The sequence below is a fragment of the Flavobacterium sp. PLA-DH12 genome (assembly GCF_059511845.1).
Window position 1 is genome coordinate 556,697 of the sequence record NZ_JCAMPD010000003.1, and the last position, 26,884, is coordinate 583,580.

The 26,884-nt window shown below is 34.5% G+C and carries 22 protein-coding genes; 10 read left to right on the forward strand and 12 right to left on the reverse strand.

Going from position 1 to position 26,884, the window contains the following annotated elements:
* Positions 1–3 precede the first annotated feature (3 nt).
* Positions 4–1,476, reverse strand: a complete 1,473-nt coding sequence (locus AC5ZCW_RS08620; RefSeq protein WP_496119129.1) for a RagB/SusD family nutrient uptake outer membrane protein — start codon at positions 1,474–1,476, stop codon at positions 4–6.
* 16 nt (positions 1,477–1,492) lie between these two features.
* A complete protein-coding gene (locus tag AC5ZCW_RS08625) occupies positions 1,493–4,624 on the reverse strand; it encodes a SusC/RagA family TonB-linked outer membrane protein (protein ID WP_496119130.1) in 3,132 nt (1,043 codons plus the stop codon).
* Between the two features lie 928 nt (positions 4,625–5,552).
* Between AC5ZCW_RS08625 and AC5ZCW_RS08630 the strand changes: the two genes are divergently transcribed.
* From AC5ZCW_RS08630 to moaA, 9 genes are all read left to right on the forward strand, one after another.
* Positions 5,553–6,725 carry a molybdopterin molybdotransferase MoeA gene (locus AC5ZCW_RS08630; RefSeq protein ID WP_496119131.1) on the forward strand — a complete coding sequence of 391 codons (1,173 nt, stop codon included), beginning with the start codon at positions 5,553–5,555 and terminating at the stop codon, positions 6,723–6,725.
* Between the two features lie 167 nt (positions 6,726–6,892).
* Positions 6,893–7,639 (forward strand): sulfite exporter TauE/SafE family protein, encoded by a 747-nt coding sequence (locus AC5ZCW_RS08635; RefSeq protein WP_343541801.1) that lies wholly within the window; start codon positions 6,893–6,895, stop codon positions 7,637–7,639.
* A 95-nt stretch (positions 7,640–7,734) separates the two neighbouring features.
* The gene (locus tag AC5ZCW_RS08640; RefSeq protein ID WP_496119132.1) at positions 7,735–8,307 is read left to right on the forward strand and encodes a molybdenum cofactor guanylyltransferase; all 573 of its coding nucleotides are present in this window, start codon (positions 7,735–7,737) and stop codon (positions 8,305–8,307) included.
* Between the two features lie 6 nt (positions 8,308–8,313).
* Positions 8,314–9,102 (forward strand): uroporphyrinogen-III C-methyltransferase, encoded by a 789-nt coding sequence (gene cobA / locus AC5ZCW_RS08645; protein WP_496119133.1) that lies wholly within the window; start codon positions 8,314–8,316, stop codon positions 9,100–9,102.
* A gap of 2 nt (positions 9,103–9,104) precedes the next feature.
* Positions 9,105–9,344 carry a MoaD/ThiS family protein gene (locus tag AC5ZCW_RS08650; protein WP_281633283.1) on the forward strand — a complete coding sequence of 80 codons (240 nt, stop codon included), beginning with the start codon at positions 9,105–9,107 and terminating at the stop codon, positions 9,342–9,344.
* A gap of 10 nt (positions 9,345–9,354) precedes the next feature.
* Positions 9,355–10,422 (forward strand): molybdopterin-synthase adenylyltransferase MoeB, encoded by a 1,068-nt coding sequence (gene moeB / locus AC5ZCW_RS08655; protein WP_496119134.1) that lies wholly within the window; start codon positions 9,355–9,357, stop codon positions 10,420–10,422.
* A 251-nt stretch (positions 10,423–10,673) separates the two neighbouring features.
* Entirely contained in the window at positions 10,674–11,105 is a 432-nt protein-coding gene (locus AC5ZCW_RS08660) for a molybdenum cofactor biosynthesis protein MoaE (protein ID WP_496119135.1), read from the forward strand.
* Positions 11,105–12,019, forward strand: a complete 915-nt coding sequence (gene moaCB, locus AC5ZCW_RS08665; protein WP_343541806.1) for a bifunctional molybdenum cofactor biosynthesis protein MoaC/MoaB — start codon at positions 11,105–11,107, stop codon at positions 12,017–12,019. Before AC5ZCW_RS08660 ends, moaCB begins: the two co-directional genes overlap by 1 nt.
* Positions 12,006–13,013, forward strand: coding sequence for a GTP 3',8-cyclase MoaA (gene moaA / locus AC5ZCW_RS08670; protein WP_496119136.1), 1,008 nt, complete (start codon positions 12,006–12,008; stop codon positions 13,011–13,013). The genes moaCB and moaA overlap by 14 nt, the downstream gene beginning before the upstream one ends.
* Before the next feature lie 190 nt (positions 13,014–13,203).
* On the opposite strand, the gene AC5ZCW_RS08675 is transcribed toward moaA, so the two are convergent.
* The 3 genes from AC5ZCW_RS08675 to AC5ZCW_RS08685 all read right to left on the reverse strand — a co-directional run bounded on the left by AC5ZCW_RS08675 (position 13,204) and on the right by AC5ZCW_RS08685 (position 19,112).
* Positions 13,204–13,821 carry a hypothetical protein gene (locus AC5ZCW_RS08675; protein ID WP_496119137.1) on the reverse strand — a complete coding sequence of 206 codons (618 nt, stop codon included), beginning with the start codon at positions 13,819–13,821 and terminating at the stop codon, positions 13,204–13,206.
* 127 nt (positions 13,822–13,948) lie between these two features.
* Positions 13,949–15,379, reverse strand: coding sequence for a rubredoxin (locus AC5ZCW_RS08680; protein WP_496119138.1), 1,431 nt, complete (start codon positions 15,377–15,379; stop codon positions 13,949–13,951).
* 217 nt (positions 15,380–15,596) lie between these two features.
* A complete protein-coding gene (locus AC5ZCW_RS08685; protein ID WP_496119139.1) occupies positions 15,597–19,112 on the reverse strand; it encodes a molybdopterin-dependent oxidoreductase in 3,516 nt (1,171 codons plus the stop codon).
* 177 nt (positions 19,113–19,289) lie between these two features.
* Here AC5ZCW_RS08685 and AC5ZCW_RS08690 point away from each other — a divergent pair, with 177 nt between their 5' ends.
* The gene (locus tag AC5ZCW_RS08690) at positions 19,290–19,994 is read left to right on the forward strand and encodes a Crp/Fnr family transcriptional regulator (RefSeq protein WP_496119141.1); all 705 of its coding nucleotides are present in this window, start codon (positions 19,290–19,292) and stop codon (positions 19,992–19,994) included.
* Positions 19,995–20,066: 72 nt separating this feature from the next.
* Here AC5ZCW_RS08690 and AC5ZCW_RS08695 read toward each other — a convergent pair whose 3' ends face one another.
* The 7 genes from AC5ZCW_RS08695 to AC5ZCW_RS08725 form a co-directional block, all read right to left on the reverse strand.
* Positions 20,067–20,702 (reverse strand): class I SAM-dependent methyltransferase, encoded by a 636-nt coding sequence (locus tag AC5ZCW_RS08695; RefSeq protein ID WP_496119142.1) that lies wholly within the window; start codon positions 20,700–20,702, stop codon positions 20,067–20,069.
* 3 nt (positions 20,703–20,705) lie between these two features.
* Complete coding sequence (locus AC5ZCW_RS08700; RefSeq protein WP_496119143.1) at positions 20,706–21,419, reverse strand: exonuclease/endonuclease/phosphatase family protein; 714 nt, start codon at positions 21,417–21,419, stop codon at positions 20,706–20,708.
* A gap of 11 nt (positions 21,420–21,430) precedes the next feature.
* The gene (locus AC5ZCW_RS08705) at positions 21,431–22,210 is read right to left on the reverse strand and encodes a DUF6896 domain-containing protein (RefSeq protein ID WP_496119145.1); all 780 of its coding nucleotides are present in this window, start codon (positions 22,208–22,210) and stop codon (positions 21,431–21,433) included.
* A gap of 141 nt (positions 22,211–22,351) precedes the next feature.
* Positions 22,352–22,717, reverse strand: coding sequence for a hypothetical protein (locus tag AC5ZCW_RS08710; RefSeq protein WP_281633271.1), 366 nt, complete (start codon positions 22,715–22,717; stop codon positions 22,352–22,354).
* Positions 22,718–22,855: 138 nt separating this feature from the next.
* Positions 22,856–24,121 (reverse strand): alginate export family protein, encoded by a 1,266-nt coding sequence (locus AC5ZCW_RS08715; protein WP_496119147.1) that lies wholly within the window; start codon positions 24,119–24,121, stop codon positions 22,856–22,858.
* Positions 24,122–24,216: 95 nt separating this feature from the next.
* Positions 24,217–25,701, reverse strand: a complete 1,485-nt coding sequence (locus AC5ZCW_RS08720) for an MFS transporter (protein ID WP_343541825.1) — start codon at positions 25,699–25,701, stop codon at positions 24,217–24,219.
* 99 nt (positions 25,702–25,800) lie between these two features.
* The gene (locus AC5ZCW_RS08725; protein ID WP_281633268.1) at positions 25,801–26,460 is read right to left on the reverse strand and encodes a response regulator transcription factor; all 660 of its coding nucleotides are present in this window, start codon (positions 26,458–26,460) and stop codon (positions 25,801–25,803) included.
* Positions 26,461–26,884: the final 424 nt, after the last annotated feature.

A 26,884-nucleotide genomic window follows, 5' to 3' on the forward strand; every position in this document is an offset into this window, starting at 1 on the left:
TAATTAATATCCAGGATTCTGAGGCAAACCATCAGGGTTTATATTTCTTTCGCTTTGCGGAATCGGATACAGATTATTTCGTTCTGAAACCGAGTTTTTGGCTGTAACTTTTTTCACTTCAGTAACCAATGTTCCCCATCTTACCAAATCGTACCAGCGTTGTCCTTCTTGAACAAATTCTTTTTTGCGTTCTTCCTGAATTGCTGCTCTAAAAGAGGTCTGATTTAATCCAACTAAATCGACAGAAGCATCCGGAGTTGTAATAGGTTTTCCAAAAGCTCTTCTGCGAACTTGATTAATTAATTCGTAAGCTTCTGCAGTTGGTCCGCCTTGTTCATTTATTGCTTCCGCTAAAGACAAAAGGATGTCTGCATAACGAATAACAGGAAAGTTGATTGCGACATTTGAAGGTGTCGCCAGATTGGACAAATCCAAATATTTTTTGAAGATTGGTTTCGGAAAAGTGTAAAGAGTTCCCGTTGACGGATTAAGCAATTGTTTGGCATAACTTACGTCTCTTCTTTTATCACCAGGCGCATAAATATCATAAAACAAAGCAACGTCTGAGATAATATCTGCTGGTTCTGTTGCGGTGAATCCCGTAAAAGAAGTGGCTTGAAAAGTACTTCCGCTAGAACCATTTCCTGCTTGATTTGGCTCAAATTGAACCGAGAAAATATGCTCTTTTCCGTTCTTTTTTGTTTTAGTGAAAATATCTTGGAAATCTTCAAACAACGCGTATCCGTAACCGCCATCAATTACTTCTCTAGCTTTTGCAATCGCATTTGGCCAGTCCTTTCTAGTCAGATATACTTTTGCTAAAATCGCTTTTGCAGCTCCCGATGTAGCGCGTCCAGCATCTGCAGCGGTATATGTTTTTGGAAGAGCTTCAGCATCTGTTAAATCTTTAATGATTTGATTATAAACTTCATCAACCGTAGAACGATTGGTTTTTAAATCTCCCAAATTGATAGAAGTCGCTTCATGCAAAACAATTGGAACGCCGCCCCAAAGACGAACTGCTTGAAAATACAAGAGCCCTCTAATAAATTTAGCTTCATTAATCAATCTGGTTTTGATAATCTCTGAACCAGAAACTTTCGGAATATTGTCAATAGAAACATTGGCTCTGTTGATTCCGTTATAAATTTGTCTCCAAGCCACTTGAACACGATCTGAAGTTGCATCATGTGTTAAACTGCTTAAAGCTCTTACTTGCGGATTGGTTGCCGAAACTCCCGCTGCCGCATAATCTGAAGCCATATCGGTTAAGAAATAAAGGTTTCTTCCAAACAAACTCTGCTCGCCTGGATCAAGGCTTAAAGAAGCGTAAACTGCGGTTACGCTTGCAGTAGCATCATCTTGAGTGACAAAATAATTGTCTTCGGTTACAAATGAGGTAGGTGTTACCTCAAGATCGGCGCACGATACCAATAGACCGGCACTTAAAAGGAATGTTATAATTATCTTTTTCATTTTAATATCTTTTTACTTAGAAAGTTACGTTCAAGCCCGAGATGAATGTTTTGGAGTTTGGATAAGAGCCAAAATCAATTCCCGGATATAAATTGTTTTGTTCGTATGAACTTACCTCTGGATCATAGCCAGTGTATTTGGTCCATGTGATTAGGTTTTCTGCTGAGATGTAAATTTTTACGCTTTTTGTTCCTATTTTTTTAGAAATGCTTTTTGGTAAAGTGTATCCTAATGTGATTAGTTTTAATCGTAAGAAAGAAGCGTCTTCAACATAGCGCTCAGAAACAATTCCTAATGGAGAACTAGAAGCTCTCGGAATTTCGTTACTCGGATTTGTTGGTGTCCAGCGATCATTTAAAGTTGCTGCTGCATTGGTTCCAAGAGTTGAAATTTCTAACTGCTGATTTAAAGCATTGAATATCTTTCCGCCGTATGCTCCTTGAAAAGAGAAATTCAAATCAAAATCATTGTATGAAATAGTATTACTGAAACTTCCAACAAATTTTGGCTGAGAAGTGCCTAAGTTTCCTTTGTCAAGAGCTGTAATAACGCCATCTCCGTTGGTATCCACATATTTTCTATCACCTACTTTGGTGTTTGCTAAACTGTTGATTTTTGGCTGTGTATTAACTTCTTCTTGAGTTTGAAAAATTCCGTTGGTTTTGTATCCCCAGAAAGTTCCCAAAGGCAAACCTACTTTTACAATAACTGGCTGCTGCTGTAATAAAGAACCATTTGGAACAACTGGGAAAAATTCGTTTACACCATTTCCGATCTCAGTAACTTTATTTCTATTTAAAGAAAACACGATGTTGGAGTTCCAAGCAAAGTTTTCGGTTTTTATGTTTTCAGTTGTTAAACCGACTTCAAAACCTTTATTCTCAACTCCACCAATATTTTGAAGCACTGTTGCATAACCAGAGCTCAACGGCACTGGAACGTTAATTAAAAGGTCTTTTGTTTTTTTATAATACACATCAAAAACAAAATTGATTTTTCTGTCTAATAATGATAAATCCAATCCAACGTTATACTGATTTGTTTTTTCCCATTTCAAATCTGGATTTGCCAATCGGGTAGGAGCCAGACCTGTGTATAATGTTCCTCCAAAAGAATAGTTAACAGATCCCATTGAAGCCAGAGGCAGGTAGTTTCCAATTTCTTGGTTTCCTGTTGTTCCTGCTGTAATTCTCAGTTTGGCTTCGGTTACACCTTTAATGTTGTTGGCAAATTCTTCGTCAGTAATATTCCAAGAAAATCCAGCAGAAGGGAAATAGCCCCAAAGTGATTCTGAACCAAATCTAGAAGAACCATCCGCACGACCCGAAAGCGTAAAGTTGTATTTTCCTTTATAAGAATAATTAACCCTCGCCAACCAAGATTTTAAAACACTCTCGTATGCTTCGCTGTATGGTTTTACAGCCACACCATCTTGAAGAGCATTGTAAGTATTAGCATCATTAACGAAAGTCTGAGCGCCAGCATTCACAACTTCGCCTTTAGTATATTGAAGAGTATAACCTCCCAAAGCAGAAAACTTATGATTTTCGCCAAAATGGGTATTATAATTCAGTGTGTTTTCATTTAAAACAGAACCTACTGATCTTTCTCCAATAGAAGCTAAACCTTTTGTTCCAGCTCCTGTTGTGGTGTTTGATGGCGCATAATAGTTTTGTTTGGTATTTAAAACATCACCGCTTACAGCGACCTTTGCAGTCAATTCTTTATTGAATTTATACTCGCCAAATAAACTGGTTAGAATCCTGTTTAATTTGGTTTCGTTAGTTGTATTATCGAGATCATTTATTGGATTTGGAACATAACCATTTACAGAAGTTGCATAAGGATTATTGGTTACATTATAGCTTCCGTCTGCATTTTTAATAGGTACAACAGGAGCTGTTAAAAGCACACTAACAAGTGGGTTCGGATTTCTTCCAGCCGCCGCACCTCCATTTGTACCAACACCATTTGCAATTGAGTTGGTATAATTAGCATTTACACCAAACTTAAACTTCGGAGAATAATTTCGTTCATAATTTGCTCGAAGCGAAATACGTTTAAAATCAGAACCCAAAACAATACCATCTTGATCGAAGTAACCTGCAGAAACGGCATATCTCGATTTTTCATCTCCGCCAGAAAAAGATAAATTATGACTTTGAACAGGGGCAGCAGTGATAAATGCCGCAGACTGCCAATCGTAATTTCCTGAAGTTTTTAAAGCTTCAATTTGTTCAGGAGAGAAAGAAGGCGCCTGACCAATACTTGCCTGAACATCATTTCGTAAACTTGCCCATTCGCTGGCATTCATTAATCTCAGTTTTTTTGAAATATTCTGAAATCCGAAATAACCTTGATACGAAATATTATCTTGTCCTTTTGTTCCTTTTTTAGTCGTAATAATTACAACTCCATTTGCACCACGAGAACCGTAAATTGCTGTTGCCGATGCATCTTTCAGCACTTCTATCGATTCTATATCGGCAGGATTTATGGTAGATAAGACGTTTACACTTGCTCCAGCATAAGTTACTCCCGCGCCACTATTGCTGTTGTCGTTGTAAATTAGAATTCCATCAACAACATATAGAGGTTCGTTACCAGCAGTAATAGAGTTTCCTCCACGAATGCGAACACTTGAAGAAGCACCTGGACGACCAGAACTTTGTGTGACTACAACTCCAGCTACAGCGCCTCTTAAAAGATTATCTGCCGATGAAGTTACCTGAGATAAATTGGCTTTTGGAACGGAAGCTACAGAACCTGTAATGTCTTTTCGTTTTTGAGTTCCGTAACCCACAACTACCAATTCGTCTAGTTCTTGACGTTCTTCTTTAAGGTTTATGATTACTGGATTTTTCTCAACTACTATTTCTAATTTTTTATATCCGATGTAGCTTACGATTAAAGTGTACGGAAATTTCTGTCCTGTCTGAAAATAAAACTTTCCTTCTGCATCGGTCACCACACCATGAGTTGTTCCTTTGATGGTAACGGAAGCACCTATAATAGGCTGATTTGTAATGTCATCAACAACAGTTCCGTCTAGTTTTGATTGAATAAGCGGTGTGGTATTTTGGGCTTGTATTCTTGCCGTTATCAAGAGTAGAAACAGCAGTATGTGTATGTTTAACTTTTTTTTCATTTCTTTGTGTTGGTTTTAAGTAATTAACAAGACGCCCTGAGCACTGTTTATACAGCACTCTAATGGTGTTCTTGATTTAGTGATAAATGTTCTTTAAGCCTTGCCATTTCTGTTGCCGCAGAAATGGCTTTTTTTATTAACAGCAACAGGTTTGCATTGTTTTCATTTTAGTCTTTTTAGTTGTTAGTTCATTTAATTTGTTGAATAATAGATATGGTTTCAAGAATCTGCTCGACACAAGTGAATGCATCGGAGAGACTTTTGGATAAAATTTAGTAAATATTTTTGGTGATGTTTTTTTTGATTTGCCTCGATATAGAATCTAGAGGCAAACAAAATGAGAGTAGAATATTAACAACAGAAACACATATAACAAAAAGTGCTATAAGTGTATTTTTTAGGAAGAATGTAACGCGATATGCTTTCTGTTGTTTTCACAATAATAGTTTTTATGGTTTGAAATATTATTTTAAACTCTACTAATCCTATAGACAAAGTTAAATTTTATATAATAAAAACCAAAAATTTGTTGAGTTTTTTTTTGAAAAATATACATTTACAGAGACATTGTTGACAGAATTATTTCTGTTATTACCTTATTTTAAAGGTATTGACAGGGTTTTTAAGTTTCAAGCAAATGTTAAAAGAAATCTTATAAACTAAGTAAAATTGTAGTATTTTATACTTTATTTTCAAGTAAAAAACAACTTTGGAAAGATTTAGGAGTAATAAAAAAAGGAAAAAAATGACGAAAAAATTTATTTTGCTTTTTATTTTGTAAAATCTAAACTTGAATTTAAAGTTGATTTTGAATAAATTAGAGTAATTTTATACGTATCAAAAAGAAAATTCAAATTTTTTAATCAACCTAATGATAAATACTTATATTTGTATTAAGTATTTATACTTAGTTTTATAATCCGAAGAAATGATAGAAGTAAAAGAAGCTTTAGAAATTGTTGCAGCAAATAGTTCTGTTTTGACCACTCAGAAAATCTCTGTGGATAAGGCGTTGGGATATATTTTAGCAGAAACAGTTTATTCGCCAATTTCAATGCCTCCTTTCCGCCAGTCAGCAATGGATGGTTATGCTTTTATTCATTCACGAAGACATCAGTTTGATGTAGTAGGTGTTTCTCAAGCTGGAGATCATGCCAATATAAAACTAAAAGAGACTGAAGCCGTTCGTATTTTTACTGGTGCTTATGTTCCTAATGATGCAGATACCGTTGTTATGCAGGAACATGTAATGGTAAACGGAGATTCTATTCTGATTGCAAAAATGCCAGAACCTTTTGCCAATGTTAGAAGTAAAGGTGAACAGATTAATGCAGAAGATATTGTTTTTGATGCCAATACGCTGATTACACCAGCTGCAATTGGTTTTTTGGCGTGTTTAGGAATTACAGAAATAACGGTTTATAAAAAGCCGAAAGTAGTTATTTTAGTTACAGGTAATGAATTGGTAAAACCTGGAAAAAAACTTTCAAAAGGAAAAATCTACGAAAGCAACTCTGTAATGCTTCAAGCTGCATTGCAGACTATAGGCGTTAATAAAATTAAAGTTCATACTGTTAAAGACAATTTAAAAGCAACAAAAAAAGCCTTGGAATCCATTCTTAAAAAGAATGATATTGTGCTTATATCTGGCGGAATTTCTGTTGGAGACTATGATTTTGTAAAAGAAGCATTATTGAAAAACGGAGTAGAAGAACTTTTTTACAAGATCAATCAGAAACCTGGAAAGCCAATGTTTTTTGGTTCTAAAAAAGATACTTTGGTATTTGCCTTGCCTGGAAATCCTGCTTCATCTTTGACTAATTTTTATATTTATGTATATCCAGCAGTCAAAAATAAAATGGGATTTTCTAATACACATTTGCCAAAGATTGTTCGAAAATTAGATAGCGAGGTCGTAAATACCACAGGGAAAACACTTTTTTTAAAGGCGTTGTATAATGAAAAAAGTGTTACGATTTTAGAAGGGCAAGCCTCTTCAATGCTAAATTCTTTTGCTATTGCAAATGGTTTGGTAATTGTGCCTCATGATATTGAAAACATTAAAAAAGGAGCTTCAGTAACAATCTTGCCCATTGATTAAAGGTTTTTAGATAGGAAGAAGAAAGAGCAAAGAACAAAGATTAAATAGAAAAGATTAAAGAGAAAAGAGATATTTAGATAAAAAACGGAAAGCGCTGTATAAATAAAAACATATAGCAAATAAAAAACGATTAAACAGTTAACCAAATAAACGATTAAACAAAAAACATGAGCCTCTTAACTTCCGAAAATATACTATTATTTAGTTTCGCCTTAATTATAATAGCGTTTTTATATTCAAGTGTCGGACATGGTGGAGCGTCAGGATATTTAGCATTGATGAGCATTTTTGCTTTTCCGGTTTCGGTAATGAAACCATCGGCTTTGCTGTTGAATTTGTTTGTTTCTAGTATTTCGTTTTTGTTTTATTATAAAAATAATTATTTCAAACCAAAGCTCTTTTATCCGTTTGCCATTGCATCGATTCCAGCAGCGTTTATTGGTGGTTTTATAACCTTAGATAATGCGATTTATAAAATTGTTTTAGGACTTGTATTAGTTTTTGCAGCGTTGAGGTTGTTTGGAGTCTTTAATTTTAGAGAAAAAGAGGAAGTAAAAATAAATCTTCCGTTTGCTTTGGCAATTGGTTTTGCCATCGGATTATTATCTGGAATGCTAGGAATTGGCGGCGGAATTATATTAAGTCCGATTCTATTGTTTTTAGGATGGGCATCTGTAAAAGAATCGGCGGCAATCTCAAGTTTATTCATTTTTGTGAATTCATTTGCGGGAATGTTAGGATTCTTTTTAGGCGGAAAAACGATACCGATGGAAAGTTTTTATCTCGTTCCAATTGCTGTAGTAGGAGGAATGTTAGGAGGTTTTTACGGAAGCGGCTCTTTCTCTAACAGAACATTAAAAATGGTATTAGGGACAGTGATTTTAATGGCAAGCGTTAAATTGATCTTTCCTTGAAAATAGAAAAATGAGATAATTAGCTATTTAGATAATTAGATAATGAATCTAAAACTTGAAACTTAAAACAAAGAAAACCTGAAACAAAAAAGACCATGGAAACACTAACAGTATTTATTCTTTGCGGAGGAAAAAGCACTAGAATGCAGTCAGAAAAAGGTCTGGTTTTGTTTCAGGATAAGCCATTTATAGAACATATTATTCAGGCTATTTTACCCATAACAGATCAAATTAAATTGATCACAGCATCAAAAGAATATGATTATTTGGAATACGAAAAAATTCCAGATTTAATTGTAGATAAAGGTCCATTAGGAGGAATTTATACGGCATTATCGCATTCTGAAACCGAATTCAATCTGATTTTAAGCTGTGATATTCCGTTAATTTCAACCGAATTATTACAAGAATTAATTTCAAAACATACGCAAGAAGCAGGAATTACAGTTTTTGCATCAGAAAGTAAGACACACCCTTTAATCGGAATTTATTCAAAAAATATTGTTCCGATAATAAAAGAAGCAATTGATTCTAATGAATTAAAAATGATGGATCTGCTAGCAAAATTGCCACATCAGATTATCAATATAGAAGAAAGTGAAAATTATCATTTAAGCAATATTAATTCGGCAGACGAATTAGATGATTTAAATATCAATTCAATTTAAGGCATTATGAAAACTGTAAAAACACCAAAATTAACCATTGTCGGCGCAGGTCCAGGCGATGTTGAATTGATTACGCTAAAAGCAATTAAAGCTTTAAAAAGTGCCGATGTGGTTTTGTATGATGCTTTGGTAAACGAAGAATTACTAGAATATGCATCGAATGCAGAAATTGTTTTTGTCGGAAAACGTTTGGGCTGTCATGCTTACACACAAGATCAGATTAACGAATTGATTGTTTCCATGGCAAAAACTCACGGACATGTGGTTCGTTTAAAAGGCGGTGATCCGTTTGTTTTTGGAAGAGGAAGTGAAGAAATTGAATTTGCTGAAGATTTTGGAATCGAAACGGCTATTGTGCCTGGAATTTCGTCAGCATTAGGAGTTCCTGCTTCAGTCGGAATCAGTTTGACACAGCGCAAAGTAGCCGAAAGTTTTTGGGTTATTACAGGAACAACTTCATCTCATGAATTGTCAAAAGACGTTCATTTGGCTTCAAAATCGGCAGCAACTGTTGTGATTTTAATGGGGATGCATAAATTGGATGAAATTATTTCAATCTATCAGCAAAACAGAAATGATGATCTGCCAATTGCCATTATACAAAACGGAACGAAAAATTCGGAGCAAAAAGTAATTGGAACTATCAATACAATTACTAAATTGGTGGTTGAAAAAAATATATCATCGCCAGCCATTATCGTGATTGGCGAAGTAGTCAGAAATACATCGAGCTGGATTTCGTATTTTCAAGAACACTTTGAAGACGAATTCATTTTCCAGAATTTAAATTTATAAAAATGATCGAGGTTAAATATTTTGGAGCTGTTGCTGAAAAGACAAAATGTGAATTCGAAAAGTTATCTTTTTCTGAAGAATTGTCATTGCAAAAATTGTTGCAGGATTTGAACGAGAAATATGAATTCAAATCACTGACTTTTAGCGTTGCGGTAAATCAGAAGATAGTTTCTAAAACTTCAGATTATACTTTACAGACTAGCGATATTGTAGCTTTGTTGCCGCCATTTGCTGGCGGTTAATTGAAAAATCATGAAAGAATCAACAAGATATAACCGACAGACAATTCTTCCCGAAATAGGAGTAGAAGGACAGTATAAATTATCAAAAGCGAAAGTCTTGGTGATTGGTGCGGGCGGTTTAGGTGCTGCAGTTTTACCTTATTTGGCTGGTGCAGGAGTTGGTGAAATCGGGATTGTTGATGATGATGTAATTGATGTTTCGAATCTTCACCGTCAGGTTATTTATAAAACTTCGGCTGTTGGAAAATCCAAAGCGGAAGAAGCTAAAATGATGATTTCTGAATTAAATCCAGAAATAAAAGTGAATGCTTTCTCTGAAAAATTATCTGGAAGAAATGCCATTTCGTTATTTGAAAAATATGATATTATTGTCGATGCAACAGACAATATTTCGATTAAATATCTGATTAATGATGCTTGTATCGTGACGAATAAACCAATGGTTTACGGGTCTATTTTTAGATTTCAGGGGCAAGTTTCAGTTTTCAATTATCAAAACGGACCAACATACAGATGCTTGTATCCAGATGAAAATTCTAATGCTGCAAATTGTGAAGACGTTGGCGTAATTGGCATTTCAGTTGGAATTATCGGAATGTTTCAAGCCAATGAAGTCATAAAAATGATTCTTGGAGTTGGAGAAGTTTTGAGCGGAAAAATTTTGGTTTATACTATTCTGAATAATGAACAGCAGAAGTATGATTTTGAAAAAAGTGATGTTCAGTCTATTAGCAGAGAAATATTCGAAGAAAAATATAATAAAACGGATATTGAAGAAATAAATTTTGAATCCGTTTTAGACGAACTAAACAATGATGAGGTTCTTTTTCTTGATGTTAGAAATATCGATGAATCGCCAAAAATCAGTTTACAGAATCAAATTCAGATTCCGTTAATGCATTTAGAAAAGGAAATAGAAAAACTGGATAAAAGCCAAAAAATCTATGTTTTCTGTCAATCCGGAATCAGAAGTAAAATTGCGGCTGAATTGCTTCAAAAACATCAATTTAAAAATATAAAAAGCATTGCAGGTGGCGCTTTGGGAATGAAACAATTATTACAAGAAATAAAAATATAGTCATAGATTTTAAAATGTTCGTCTAGTTTGTCATTTCGACGAAGGAGAAATCTTCGCGAGTAGCTCGACAAAGATTGGCGAATTACTGTGAGGAGTTCCTTGCGAAGATTTCTCCTCCGTCGAAATGACAATATTGAGTGTTAATTTGTGAAAATTCGTGTAATTGCTTCGCCTGTTTGCTATCGCTCGAGTCGTGGCAAAAGAAAAATCATTTTAATCCATATAATCTGTGGCGGAAAAAAAAATAAAAAATGAGTAAAAATGTATTTGTAGAAGGGCCAATTGCTCCTGAATTTATAGCCGAATCGATCGCTAAACACCAGTCGAAACATACGATTGGAGCACACAATATTTTTCTAGGACAAGTTCGTGCCGATGTTATTCATGATAACACAGTCGTAGCAATCGATTATTCGGCTTATAAAGACATGGCAAATGAAGCTTTGTATGCCATTCGCGAAAAGGCTTTTGCTAAGTTTGACTTAACCTGCATGCATATTTATCACAGCTTAGGCGTTGTAAAAGCGGGTGAAATCTGTTTGTTCGTTTTTGTTTCGGCAACACGTCGCAAACAAGTATATGAAGCCACAGAATCAATTGTAAACTGGATAAAAACAGATGTGCCAATTTTTGGCAAAGAAATGTTTGAAAACGATACATTCACTTGGAAACAAAATAGTTAATGGTAGATATTACGCATAAAATAAGCACATTAAGAAAAGCAACAGCAACAGCAATTGTAAAAGTCAGCAGACAGGAAACTATTGATGCTGTTGTGAATAATTTAGTGCCAAAAGGAAATGTACTGGAAATGGCAAAAACTGCCGGATTATTTGCAGTAAAAAATACCCATTTATCTATTCCAGACTGTCATCCGCTTCCAATTGAATATACTGCTGTAGAATACAATATAGAAGGCTTGGATATTCATATTATTTTCAGTGTAAAGACCGTTTATAAAACTGGAGTTGAGGTTGAAGCCATGCATGGTGCCTCGATTGTAGCCTTGACGATGTACGATATGCTGAAACCAATTGATAAGGAAATAGAAATTTCTACTATCAAATTAATCAATAAAGAAGGCGGAAAATCATCTTTCAAAAATAAGTTTCCGAATGTAATTAAAGCGGCAGTTTTTGTTTGTTCCGATTCGATTTTTGCAGGCGATAAAGAAGATCGTTCAGGAAAAACAATTGTAGAAAAACTAGATTCGTACGGAGTTGAAACTTCTCATTACGAAATCATTCCAGATGAATTGGATATTATTCAGGAAAAAACCAAAGCTTTCGCTAAAGAAAATCAGTTGGTCATTTTTACAGGCGGAACTGGACTATCACCAAGAGATGTTACGCCAGAAGCCTTAGAACCATTATTGGAAAGCAGAATTCCAGGAATTGAAGAAGCCATTCGCAGTTACGGTCAGCAAAGAATGCCGTATGCGATGCTTTCTAGAAGTGTTGCAGGAACTTTAGGAAAAAGTCTGGTTTTGGCTTTGCCGGGTTCAACAAACGGAGTAAGAGAATCTATGGATGCTGTTTTTCCGCATGTAATGCATGTTTTTCATATTTTAAAAGGAAAAAATCATGACAGTCTCTAATACTATTTTGACGGATGGTTTTGGGCGCAAGCATAATTATCTGCGCATTTCGCTGCTGGAAAAATGCAACCTGCGTTGTACATATTGTATGCCAGCGGATGGAATCGCATTATCTCCAAAAGCTAGTTTAATGACGGCCGATGAGATTTTTGCAATTGCCCAGACTTTCGTAAAAAATGGTGTTGACAAAATCAGGTTAACTGGTGGTGAACCTTTGTTAAGAAAAGATTTTCCAGAAATTGTTTCTAAATTATCGCATTTAAATATTTCACTTTCTTTGACTACCAACGGAATTTTAGTTGATCGTCAAATTGAGGTTTTAAAGCAGTATAATGTCAAAAAAATCAATTTGAGTTTAGATACCTTAGTTTCATCTAAATTTCATACGATAACGCTTAGAAATCAGTTTGAGAAAGTGATTGATAATCTGCATTTGCTTTTGAATAACGATTTTCAGGTAAAAGTAAATGTGGTTTTGATAAAAGGGTTTAATGATAATGAAATTGTAGATTTTGTAAAACTGACTCAGTTTCTGCCTATTTCGGTTCGATTTATAGAATTTATGCCTTTCTCAGGAAACGAATGGGACAGAAGCAAAATGGTATCACAGAACGAAATTTTATCATTAGTTGAAAAACAATTTTCATCAGAAGAAATTCAAAAACTAGAAGAAGAAAAAAACTTCACTTCAAGAAATTATAAAATAAAAGGTTTTCAAGGCGATTTCGGAATTATCAGTTCCATAACAAATCCGTTTTGTGACAGTTGCAACCGCATCCGCTTGACGGCAGACGGGAAAATAAAAAACTGCCTTTTCTCTAATTCCGAAACCGATTTGTTGACGGCTTATAGAAATGGCGAATCGATTAGCGAGTTAATTTCAGAATCCATTCAAAATAAAAAGAAAGTAAGAGCGGGAATGGTTACGATGGATGAAATGGACGATCCTACAAAACATTTTGATAATCGCAGCATGATTGCGATTGGGGGTTAGGTTTCTTTAGAATTTACACAATATTGTCATTTCGACGGAGGAGAAATCTTCGCAAGTAACTCTACACAGATTATCGATTTTGCATGCGGAACTTTTCGCGGAGATTTCTCCTTCATCGAAATGGCAAAACTGTATTTTCAAAAGATAAAAAAAGGGTTTAACTTTTTTCAAAGTCAAACCTTTCTCAAAGCTATTTTTTCTTTTTCGCTTTTGCCTTTTTCTGAGCTTTCGCTTTCTTTTCAAGTTTCTTGGCTTTAGCTTTTTCTTTCGCTTTTTTAGCCTTTTCTTTTTTCTTTTCAGCTGCTTTTAGTTTTGCTTTTTTCGCTTTTTCTAATTTTTTGATAACAGCTTTAATCGCTTTTTCTCTTTTCTTTTCTTTGTCTTTTTTTGCTTTAAGTTTAGCTTTAAGCTTTGATTTTATGTCGTTTTTTTCTTTACCAATTTTCTCAACAGTTACAACAGGTTTGTTTTCTGCAACGTCATTGGTTTTAATTTCTACAATTTCAGAAACGATAGGTTCTGTTTTTGCAGCTGTTGTTGCAGGTTTTTTTACCGTAGCTCTTGGTGCTGTTTTAGAAGCCGCTCTTATGGGAGTTTTTGCTGCAGTTTTGACAGTTGCTGTAGGTGCATTTGCAGCAGCCGTTCTAGTAGTGGCTGTTTTTGCAGTTGTTGGTTTTACTGCAGTTCTAGTAGTTCTTTTAATTGTTGTCTTAGTTTCTGGTTGTATTTCTGTAGTACTTTCTACAGCTGTTTCCGCTGGAACATCAGTAGCTTTGTCAGCAGAAGATTGTGTTGTTCTTTTTATCATAACTGTATTTTTTATTGAATGAATTTTAACCAAGTGATTTTAAAGCCTTTGAAGTATATTTATTTAATATAAACTCTTAGTTAAGTTAAATATACGCAATTTTTGAATACAGAAATAATAGAACTCGCTAATTTTCAACTGCTTCCAAAATTCTAAAATTACTTTTTGGTGCTTCACAAAGAGAACAGCAATAAGATTCTGGTAGATTTTCAAACAAAAGACCTTTTGGAATTCCTTGGGTTTCGTCTCCGTATTGAGAATTGTAAAGGGTTAAGCATTCCTGGCATTGGTATATATCCAACTGTAGCTTTTCTTTTTTCTGAAGATTTTCTGTTGTTTCTGCAGTCGTGTTTCCAAGTTCGTCAAAATATTTTCGGCTTAACTCGATTAAAATGGTTGGCAGTTCCAGTTTGTCGATATCTTGTGAGTGTACAATGTATTCACGCGTATTTGGGTCGAAATTCTTCGCAAACAAAACATTATAGGTATCTCTGATCTTAATAGATTCCAAGTCTTTTGGAAGCTCATTTTTTTCTATGACAATCGAAGTAAAATAATGCCCATCGCGATTGTATTCTGAAATTCCAAAGTTCAATCCATAGGTGCTGATGTCGAATTGATCTAAAGTTCGAACCAGAAAAGTTTTAAGATTCAAAGCCCATTCCATCGCAACAGGTAAATGCCAATTTAATTCTAATAAAGAATGGCGTACGTTGATGCCTCGTTTACCTAAGAATTTTTCCCATTCTAGTTTTCGATCTTTCGGAATTCCTTTTATAATGAAAGATTTCCAAGGAGTTATACAGATTTTTCCGATTTTGCATTCAAAACACAAATCGCACATTTCTTTTAAGAAATCCAAATCGTATAAATTATTTCTCCAATACAAACCCAACCAATATTGATCAATTCCCATTCTATTCATTCCTTCATAATACGGAAATGGGTAAAAAGGAATATTTAGTGGTTTGTCGATTGTTCTGTTATTGGTATCTAAAGCTTCGCTTACCAAAGTAAAAAGCAGTTCGATGTCCGTTATTTCTTCTTCGGAAATCTTTTCGATTTCGTAATAAATCTTAGCCAGATCCCAGCTGTAAATCAAAACAGGATAGACTTCTATTTTCTCCCATTTTGGAAGACGAATGTATAAGTACCAATAATCTTCATGCTCCGAAGCGATAAAGTTTAAATGTCCTGTAAACAAAGGAACCAATTGCTGCTTTGGATCGGTTATGTTGACTTTAAGTTTTGGCTGTTCTTTAAATTCTTCCAAAATATATAAAAATCTATTTCCAGTAAGCCAATTGGTATTTCTGAAAATATCTGTCGAAACATAAGATGAAACAATATTGTTGCCGCTTTTTTGATCTGGATACACAAAATGATGTTTTCCTAAAGTGGTTTTATCTAAAGATTTAAAGCCTTTTGGGAAAATAATATCCTGTCTAGAACCAAAGGAAACCGAATCCAGACCTTCTTTCAAAGCGATGTTTACAACTTCTTTAAGTTCTCCTGGCGAAATAACGCCTCCTTTTACTATTAATCTTGTTAGTTCCATTTTGTTTTTTTTGTTTCAGGTTTCAGGTTTCAGGTTTCAAGTTTCAGGTTTTACCGCAATCTTGTCATTTCGAGGAACGAGAAATCTTCGTAAGTAGCTCGACAAAGATTGACGAATTACTTTATGGAGTTTCTTGCGAAGATTTCTCGTTCCTCGAAATGACAAACGATGCACAACTTGAAACCTGAAACAAATAAAACTTGAAACATATATTAAACTATTTACATTTAGCGAGAATCTCCTTTACCTCTGTTTTGCAGCTTCCACATCCTAAACCTGCACCGGTATTTTTGCATAATTCAGTGAAATCATTAACACCGCTTTTAATGGTTTCTTCGATATTTCCAGCTCCAACTTGACTACACGAACAGACTAATTTACCTAAAACTGGTTTTGCATTCGAGCTTCCTCTTAAAAGCGTATTTCGTTTATCTGATAATTCGATTTTGCTTTCAATCATGGTTTTAAATTCGGCAAACTCGTTTTTATCGCCCATTAAAATGGCGCCAACTAAAAGATCGTCTTTTACGATGCACTTTTTGTAATAGCGTTTCTTTAAATCGGTAAAAACAATTTCTTCGTACGAATCGTCATTTTCAGGAATGGTAAGATCGCCAATACTGCAAAGATTAATGTCTTCTAATTTTAGAATATTCATTAAAATCGAACCTTTGTAATAACTGCTAATATCGCCAGCAAGGAAATTCGCTAGAATATCAGCTTGTTCTTCAGCTGCAGAAGTAATTCCGAATAACTTATTATCAAATTCTGCTATTTCTCCAATCGCAAAAATATCTGGATTTGAAGTCTGCAAATACTGATTGACTTTTACGCCACGTCCGCAGGCCAAGCCACTTTCTCTTGCAATTTCAATATTCGGAATTGTTCCAATCGTGTATACAATTGCATTTGCGGTTATGATTTTTCCACTTTTTAAGGCAATTTCAATCTCATTCGGATTATCAGTTTCGAAAACCGTGCTGACTTCATTATCAAAATAAATTTGAATGTCACGAAGCTGAACTTCTTCGGCTAATAATTTGCTTGAAATTCGGTCTAATTGACGCTCCATCAAACGTGAGGCCCTTTGAATTATAGTTGTTTTTACTTTTTTATGTTTTAAAGCTGCGGCCAATTCTAATCCTAGTAATCCGCCGCCGATAATGACAACGTGCTGTTCTTCTGGCGGAAGATTAGTGCTGTCTAAGTGTTTTTTCAAGCGGTCGGCATCTTCTTTTCTTCTAACGGTAAAACGTCCAGGAAGATGAAGCTGTGCATTTTCGGGAACGAAAGGACGGCTTCCAGTTGCTATAATCAACGAATCGAAAGTATGGATTTCACCTTGACTATCTATAATTGTTTTTTGTTTTGGGTCTAATTTTTCAATTGCCACTCCAGCTTTCATTGTGATTTTCAACTTACTGAAAGCTTCCCCATCTTTTACCTTTAAAAGCTGTTCCCAACTGAATTCTCCCGTCATATATTCAGGAAGCAAAACACGATTGTAAAACGGATTTATTTCATTCGAAAAAACAATAATTTCATCGGTTGAATTGAATTCACGATAGTTTTGAATAAATCGAAAAGAAGCCGCTCCAGCGCCAACAATCGCAATTTTCTGAAATGGCTTTACATATTTTTTAATCGAAACAGTTGTAAACTTAAAATCAGGTTCTTTTGAAATTGGATCGACAACAGTATTTGTTAAATTGTTGGTTCTGTTCAAATCATTTTCGAGCTGTTTTCCCCAATGCATCGGCAGGAAAAGCACTTTTTCTTTAATCGAATCGGTAACTTTTGCTTTTACACGAACTTCTCCGTTTTTGCTTGAAACGACAACAATATCACCATTTTTAATATCGTTTTTAAAAGCATCTATCGGATTTATTTCTAAAACTGGACTTGGAATATGCGTCAACAAACGAGAAACTTTTCCAGTTTTGGTCATCGTATGCCATTGATCGCGAATTCTTCCTGTTGTTAAAATAAAAGGGAATTCATCATTTGGCTGAACCGATGTATTTTCTATAGAAACAGGCAGATTAAAAATTGCTTTTCCAGAAGGCGTATAGAATTTTTTATCCGTAAATAATCTCGGTGTTCCGGGATGATTGTAATCTGGAACTGGCCATTGAAAAGTGCCTTCAGTTTTTAAACGATTATAATTTAAGAATGAAATATCAATATTAGTGTTTTTAGTAAGCGCACAATGTTCTTTGTAAACTTCTTCGGCACTGTTGAAATTGAATCCGTTGAAATTCATTTTTTTAGCAAAACGAATCAAGATTTCAATATCAGGAAGTGCTTCTCCAGGTGCATTGATTCCTTTAGGCAGATAAGAAATACGACGTTCCGAATTGGTCATTGTTCCTTCTTTTTCTAACCAGCCCGCAGCAGGCAATAATAAATCAGCAAATTTGGCTGTATCGGCATTGTGAGAAATATCCTGAACGACTACGAATTTAGCATTTTGAAGTGCTTTTTCGGCTCTTCTAGAATCGGGCAAACTCACTAGCGGATTTGTGCAGATTATCCAAACCGCTTTCATTTTACCTGATTCTAAAGCTTCAAACATTTCCGTCGCTGTTAAACCTGGTTTATCTGAAATCTCATCAACACCCCAAAAATCAGCAACTTCTTTGCGATGTGTAGGGTTTGCAATGTCTTTATGTGCGGCCAAAAGTGTTGCCATTCCGCCAACTTCGCGTCCACCCATTGCGTTAGGCTGACCTGTTAATGAAAATGGTCCAGAACCTGGTTTTCCGACTTGTCCCGTCAATAGAGATAAATTTAACAAAGCCGTATTTTTATCAACTCCAACTGCACTTTGGTTTAAACCCATTGCCCAAAGCGAAATAAAACCTTTTGCTTTCCCAATAATATCGGCGGCAAGTTTAATATCGTTTACCGAAATTCCGCAAAGTTTAGAGGCTTTTTCAAGAGAAGTTCCTAAAACTAAATCTTTGTACTGTTTGAAATTTTCTGCGTGATTTTTAACGAAATCATGATCTACATATCCTTTTTCGATAATTCTTCGCGCAATGGCATGATATAAAATAATATCTGAACCAGGAATAATCTGCAAATGTAAATCGGCAAAAGCGGCCGTATCGGTTCTTCTGGGATCGATACAAATTATTTTGGTTTTCGGATTTTTCTCTTTGTGTTTTTCCAATCTTCTGAAAAGAATAGGGTGACACCAAGCCGGATTTGCGCCTGTAATTAAAAAAGTATCTGCCAACTCAATATCATCATAGGCAATGGGCACAGAATCTTCTCCGAAAGTTTTTTTATAACCCACAACGGCAGAACTCATGCAAAGTCTAGAATTGGTATCGATATTATTCGTTTTCAGAAATCCTTTAACTAGTTTATTGACTAAGTAATATTCCTCGGTTAGACATTGCCCAGAAATATAAAATCCAACGCTATCTGGTCCGTGTTTTTTTATAATAGAGGAAAAAACAGCAGCAGCACGGTCTAGAGCGGTATCCCAACTTACGCGTTCCAGCGGATAGGATTTGCTCCCGCGCATTTCGGGATATAAAATTCGGTCAGAAGTATCGTTGACTACGTAATGCAAATTCATTCCTTTTGAACATAACATTCCTTTGTTTACAGGATGATCTTTGTCGCCTTCTACCATCACGCCGTTTTTAGCATCATTGGTCACGATTATACCACAGCCAACGCCGCAATAGGAACACGTAGTTTTGATCTTCGTAGTTTGCATTAGAGTTCTATTTAGAGATACTACTTTATAGTGATTGGTCTGACTTTAGAAAAGTACTTACGCAAAAATAAGTATTTTTACGTATTAATACGTATTTTTTGAATTTATTTTTTTAATTTTGATGAAAATAAATGGGGGACAACAAATTAGTTTTTAATCTGCTAAAATTTACGACTCATGAAAGAAGAAGAAACCGTTTGTTATTCCTGCGTCAATGAAAATTGTTTTATCAAGAAACATCTGCATTTAGAACAGATGGCAGGTTATATTTCTAAAAAACAAAATACGCTCTGCAAAAAATCTGATCCATTTATTACAGAAGGTGCGCCGTTGCAAGGGCTCTATTTTATTTGTAAAGGAAAAGCCAAAACAGTAAAAACGGGAATTAACGGCCGTGAACAAATTGTTCGATTGACCAAAAACGGAGATATAATTGGCTTTCGCGGATTTGGAACTGGAAAAAAATACTTAATTGGCGCTTATGCTTTGGAAGATACAGTTTTGTGTAATTTCAGCAATGAAACAATGCTCGAAATTTTGCAGCATATTCCTGAATTTACGTATGCGTTGATGCTATTTTATGCCGAGGAATTAAATAAAAGCGAAAATAACATCCGCAAAATTGCACACATGAATGTTCGCGAACGTGTAATAGATTTATTGCTTTATATTCATCGCAAATTCGGACAAACTAATGGCTTGATTGATATTGAACTTTCGCGAAAAGAAATTGCCGATTTTGCAGGAACGACTGAAGAACAGGCTATTCGTATTTTATCAAGCCTAAAAAAAGAATCTTTGATTAAAACGGAGGGCAAGCGAATTGGGATTTTGAATGTTGAGGAATTACGCTTTGAAATTATGGAGCATAAGTATTTTTAAATAAGGGGCAAAGCTGCAAAGGTTCAAAGTTGCAAAGGTTTCTTTATTGTAGAGACGCACTTCTTCGCGTCTCTACGTCGAGTGTGATTTATTTTTTTTGCCAATAAATCGAATTACAGAACCAGTTCCATTGTGAAATAAACCTTCGTTTAATTCGATTTCTTTTTCTTCCAATTCGATGATTTCATAATTTGGAAAATCGGCTTTAATTTCTTCGATTGAAAAAAGAGATTCAATGTCTTTTGGTCCGCCAACTTTTTCGTTTTTGGTTACATATTCTAAATGCTTTTTACTGAAAGCTTCAAAAATTATGATTCCGTTTTTGCGCAATAATTTATTCAGCTGTTTGTGAATATCCGATTTGATTTCGGCAGGAAAATGCGCATAAATCAAGGCAATTGCATCAAATTGGTTTTCCTCGAAATCTAAAGTTTCTAATTCTCCAACTTGATAGTCAATTGAAACGTTATTAGCTTCAGCAAGTTTTAAAGCTTTGTTTCTTCCTTTTTCGCTGATATCAAAAGCTGAAACAGTCCAACCCAATTTTGCTGCAAAAACAGCATTTCGTCCTTCGCCTTCGGCAGGAAAAAGGATTGTTCCGGGATTTAGTTTTTCAAGTTCTTCTTTTAAATAATTGTTAGGTTCTTCGCCGTATGCGAATTCTTCGCTTTTGTAACGGTCGTCCCAACGTTGAGTCCAGTTGTTCATGGTTTAAATATTGAATTTAATGATTAAGGGTTTGTGGTCGCTATACAACGTCCAATCTTTGTAAGCGCCAACTTCGACGCTTTCTAAAACTTCCATAAAATCATTTGAAACAAAGCAATAATCAAGATGATAGGGTTTGTTTTCATGACGATACAAATACCAAGTCGGATGTTCTTCTTTGCCCTGAATTTGATTGAAGTATGTATGATAAGTGCTGAAAATATTCTTTTCGGCTAATGTGTTTACAACCGTTGTATGATTTCCTTCGCGACGTGGTCTGTCCCAAATCGTATTGCTGTTGAAATCTCCAATTAAAATGGTCTTAGTTTCTTTGATTAAATCTTCGTAATAATTGATTGCTTTCCAAATCTGCGTTACATAAGCGCCATCTTTATCAGCTGGATTATTTGCCCAAATGGCGAACATTGTAAAATCGACTTTTCCATCGGTAACAGCAATTGGTAAAATGTTTTTGAAATCTGGATTATGGCATTCTAACAATTTAAATCTATAATCTCCAAACGAAAAAATACCAATTCCTTTATTAGGATTTTCGCCGTACCAAAGAATATCCGAAGGTAATTTTATGCCATCTGGAAATTTGAGTTTTTCAGGACTTTCACACTCAGAAATTACAGCAATATCAGGATTCAAAGCTTGAATATATTGAGCTTTTTTTCTGAATGCCATATTGCAGTTCCAAGCGATTAGGTTCATTTGGTAAGAATTTAAAATTTGAATCTAATAATATTCCAAAAGCTAAATTTTCTTTTTGTGATATTTTCTTCAGGTATATATTCTTTGATTTCTATTTTTTCCCGATCTTTAACTACAATTCCGAAATGATTTTTAAAATTTGAATTGATGTGTTCAAATTTTCCCAGAGAAAGCATCTTTTCATTTATTCTAACACCATCTGCATAATCTTCGTAAATTTCAACAGGTAACGGCTGATAATTTGGTGTGGATTTAATAAAAATTGAAAAAAAATAAGGATCTAAATCACCAAACTCAAGACCAAAAGTTAATGGAACTTCAATTGTTTGTCCTGTTTTTTGATTTTCAAACCAACAATGAAATCCGTGAAAAAAATATTTCCAATCACCCATTTTTCCACGTCCTCTTTTATCACCTTTCAATTTATTAAAAGCTAATATGGGATAGTTTTCAAACATTGTAATTTTAAATTGTTTTGCTAACTCAAAGATTAGTTTCCTACCTAATTCTCTATAATCCTTTGCACAGTTTTCGAAGAAATCTTGATGTTCTTCGATTTCTTGATTTGTAATTAGTTTAGCAATGTTAATTTCTGGATTTAAAAGATGAATTCCAACTTGAAATCCTTGTAGTTCCTTTTTAAAATTTTGACCAATAGTTTCACGTTGATTTTGAACAGAATTCCCGAAAATAATTTTCAAAGTTATATTTCTAGGTATGCGTTTTATTGCTTCTAATGAAGGAATTTGATCAATTGAGTTTATTGTTATTATTTCTGTATCTCTTTTCAATATCCGGAATTCAAATAATTGATTCAAATTATCATTTTGATCAATCAAATATATTAAAAAAAGATGTTTATGCGATTAATAAAAAAATACCCTTTCTCAAAATAGAGAAAGGGCAGTTTATATATTTAGATTTCTTTAATCTTAACCAACAAATTTTGTTTCACCGCTGTTAATGTCGATTTCAGCAAAATTATGTTTTCCGATAACGATAAGGAGTTTGTCTGAATTATAACCAACATATCTAATTTCAGGTTCACCTTTTTTTGGTTTTCCGCAAACAGAAATTACATTGGTTTGCCATTTCAATTTGCTTCTCTTGTAGGCAGAAATGGTTTGTAAGTCATTCTCGACATAATAAACAATATTGTTTTTCTTGATTCCTCTTTTTTGCGTTTTAGCAAAGTTTATTTCTGAGTTTTTAGAAATTAAGGCGTCATTGTACTTTTGTGCGATGCCTGTTTGCGTGACAATAAAAGTCACCAAAGATAATTTTAGAAATGGTTTCATTAAGATAGAATTGGGGGTTCATAATCGCCTCAAATATAAGTATTAAAATATATAATTGTACTTTAGAATGTTAAAAAAAAATTACCCTTTTCCGAAATAGGAAAAGGGTAAAATATGTGAGTTAATTTTAAAGAAAAACTATTTTTTCCAGCTAAAAATTCTTGGGTTCACAGAAACCATTAACCAAGCCCAATTGTTGGTGTGATTTGCGTCTCCGTTTTTGATAAACTCCATAGTTTTAGATCCGAACATTTGAGAATAACCTCCTGTAACAGTAATATCTTTTTTGAAATTATATCCAAAAGTTGCATCAATCTCAGTTCCTAAGTAAGAATCCATTTTTTCGTTAACATTCACTACATCAGCTGCAGATAAGAATACGTGTGGAATCAAAGCAAATTGCCATTTGTTTACATTGTAATTCAATTTTAAGAAAGCGTCTTGTAAACCAACGTTTTTTAAATGATTTCCAACATAAAAATAATCCATGTAACCGTTAAATCCGTGGTTGGTTCCAAAAATTGGGTTAAAAGACTTAATTACCGTGCTTCCGTCATTTGAATCTTTTCCAGATAAAAATTCGTAACCTAAACCAGCTTTAAACGAATCAGTTATGCTGTAAGTAACGTTGGCAGCAGCATTCCAGGCACTAACTTGCTGATCGGTGCTTTTTCCAGTTTGTCCATAAAGCCAAAAACTGGTATCAATTTTATCTTTTTTATAAGTTAAATAGGGACCAAAAGTTTGCATGTAATCTACTAATAGTTTTGTAGAAGGAGCAGGATCGGGAGCATATTCGTAGCCAGTATTAAGTAGTAAAAAGCTTGCGCCTAATTTTTCATTAAATTGGTTATGATACCAAGCGTATTGCATTGCTTTATAATTGGCAACGGTATAAGGAGTTTGTACGACATTTTCTGCTGTTGAATTGTAAGCGCCTCCAAAATCTAATTTTTGAGTTTCATCATGAAAAGAAACCGTTAACGCATCGTGGCTTTGGCCTTGCTGTGCCCAATCCATTTCACCCAAAATACGCTGATTATCATAAGAAAGAACCTGACGCCCTATTCTGGCACTCCATTTTTCAGTGAAATTATATTGTGCCCAAGCTTCGAAGACCGCCACTCCATTTTTATCGGCAACCGTAGCAGGAGGGACATCTCCCCATGTTCTTGTATTTTGGAAAGTTAATTTTAGAATTAAATCGTCTTGTTTGAAATTGATTCCTAAACGAGAACGCTGTGAAATTTGAGAGGTTCCTTTTTGTCCTTCAGGAAGAAGGGTTTTGTAACCGTTACGATATTCAAAACGTGGCCTAATTTGCAGATTTACATCTAATTCTTGAGCTTGGATTTCAAAACTTAATCCGACGATAAGTATTAAAATTAGTTTAAGTTTTTTCATAAAATTGTTAGGTTTTTATCGAAGGTAAATTTATAAGAAAAAGCCATGTTTTGCTATGACTGGAATCATATTTCTAATTTTTTTTTAATCTAAGTCTAATATGCTGGTTCTAATTTTGCTTTACTTACTTTAATTTGTTTCTCTTTAGATAATTGTGTTATAGTATAATGCATCCAAATCAGGCAGACAGTTGAAAAGATTAGAATAAAGATCCATGAACTAGACCAGATTCCGGTTGCTGTTAGTAAATATCCGAAGATAATGGGGCCAAAGAAACCGCCTAAACCGCCAATCATTCCGACCATTCCGCCAACAACGCCAACTTCTTTTGGGAAATATTCTGGAATATGTTTGTAAACTGCCGCTTTTCCAATTCCCCAAGAAATCCCGATTAGAATTACTAGAATCAAAAACACCCACATATTAGCGTCAAACTTAATCACAGTTACACCTTTTGCAATTAGCTCTTTTTTAGCCACGCTTTGATTGTGTGCGACTACAACATCTTGCCAGCTTGAAGTGGTTGGAAAAATAGTGCTTTCATTTGTCGTAGCTTTCTTTTGTGCAATAGGATATTCTTTATCACCAACTTTTACGGTTTTATCATTAATTTCGTTTACAACGCCTTTTTTAGCCGCTAATATTCCTGGGCCAGAAGTGGTAATTTCCATTTTAGGAATTGATAGCAAAGCACTTAAGATTACCGAGGAACCCAGAACCCAATACATCACTTTTCGAGCTCCAAATTTATCGGACAAATAACCTCCAAAAGCTCTAATTACTCCAGATGGCAAACTAAACATAGTGGCAAATAAACCTCCCATTACCAAACTTGTTTGATACACGTTCATAAAATTTGGCAATAACCATTGTGAATAAGCTACAAAACATCCGAAAACCAAGAAATAATAGGCTCCGAAACGCCAAACTCTTTGTGATTTTAAAGGCGTAAGCATTTGCGAAATAGATTTACCGTTGCTTTCTATTTTTTTGTTTTGAGCGAAAATTAAAAACGCAACACCAATTGCAACCAATGAAATAGCGTAAATAACAGGCAGAATTTTCCAACCGTTTTGTGGATCATCAATTGAAAAATGGTTTAATAACGATGGTGCTAAGAATGTTGTAATGGCTGCACCAGCATTTCCCATTCCGAAGATTCCGAGTGCGCGTCCTTGCCATTCTTTTGGATACCAAATTGAGGTATATCCAATTCCGACTGCAAAACTGGTTCCGACCATTCCGAAGAAGAAACTAAGTACGGCAAACATAAAAAAACTGTCGGCGTAGGGAAGAAGGAACAGCGGAATCGAACTTAGAAGCAGCAAAAGTGAAAAAACATATTTTCCTCCAAATTTATCTGTCAAGATTCCAATTGGCAGACGCATTATAGATCCAGTTAAAATTGGAATACCCAAAAGCCATCCAACTTGAATAACATCCCAATGGAAAATTCCGTTATCGACTAAAAAGGTTACCAGAACCCCATTTAATGTCCAGCAGGCAAAACACACTGTAAATGCCAATGTGTTCAAAAATAAAATTTTGTGTGATTGCGATAGTGAGTTTGTATTTTTCATAGCACTTATATTTTTATGTAAAAATAAGTACTATAACTTAGTTAAAACCTGCCAAAACGCAGTTTTTGAAAAATAATTACGTATTTATACGTATTTTTTTTAAATTAAAGAATACTCAGCTGCTTTGTTTGAAAGTTCCATTAGGTTTTTTACTTTCAGTTTTTTCATTAGGTTAAAACGATGCACTTCGGCAGTTCTTTTACTAATATCAAGAGCTTCGGCGATTTCTTTATTTCCTTTTCCGGACAAAAGAAGTGTTAGGATTTCTTTTTCTCTTTTTGTAATCATCATTTCTTCTCCCAAGGTTTGTTTTGGTTCTAATGATACCGAAGAATTAGTCAATTGTCCAATTAATATAGAAGAAATATCTCCACTGAAATATTTTCCGCCAGCAGCGACACTGTGCAATGCCTTTAAGAATTCTTCTTTGCTTGAGCCTTTTAATAAATAACCGTCGGCGCCTGCTTTAATCGATTTCAATACATATTCTTCTGATTCATGCATCGAAAGCATGATGATTTTTACGTTGTTATTCTCGCTTCTAAGTTTTTCTACTACCTCGATACCAGTTAAGTTGGGCATACGAATATCTACTATAAGTAAGTCTGGCTGCGTTTTTGCAACTACTTCCAAAGCGTCTGCACCATCGATTGCTTCGCCTACAACCTCGATGTTTGCTTCATTTTCCAGTAAGGATTTGATTCCGTCCCTAACAAAAACATGGTCATCTGCCAGTACTACTCGAATGATATTGCTCATAGTTTACTTAATTTTGATTCTCGACTTTTACGTATATTCATCTAAAAAGAAGATGCTAATATACGTAATTTTTGAATTTTTTAATTAGATAATTAGAAAATGTGGCAATAGAAAAATTAGATAATTAGAAAATTTGTCAATTAGATAATGGAGGAATGTGAAAATAAGGTTGTTAATCGGTTATTTTTTTGTGTGGTTTTTTGATGAAGTCTTTGCATCTAATTTGTCATTTCTCCTCCGTCGAAATGACAAGATTGCGGTCAACTTTGTCAAGGTTTTCTACGCGTAAAGTTTGTCATTCCGATTTCTATGATAAAACCAAATCTTTTTCATAAAAGGTTTGTTTTTTTATTACTGCAAAAACTCTATGTATTATTTTGTTTCTAACAGCATTTAAAACACTCATTTTGTTTTTCCCTTGATC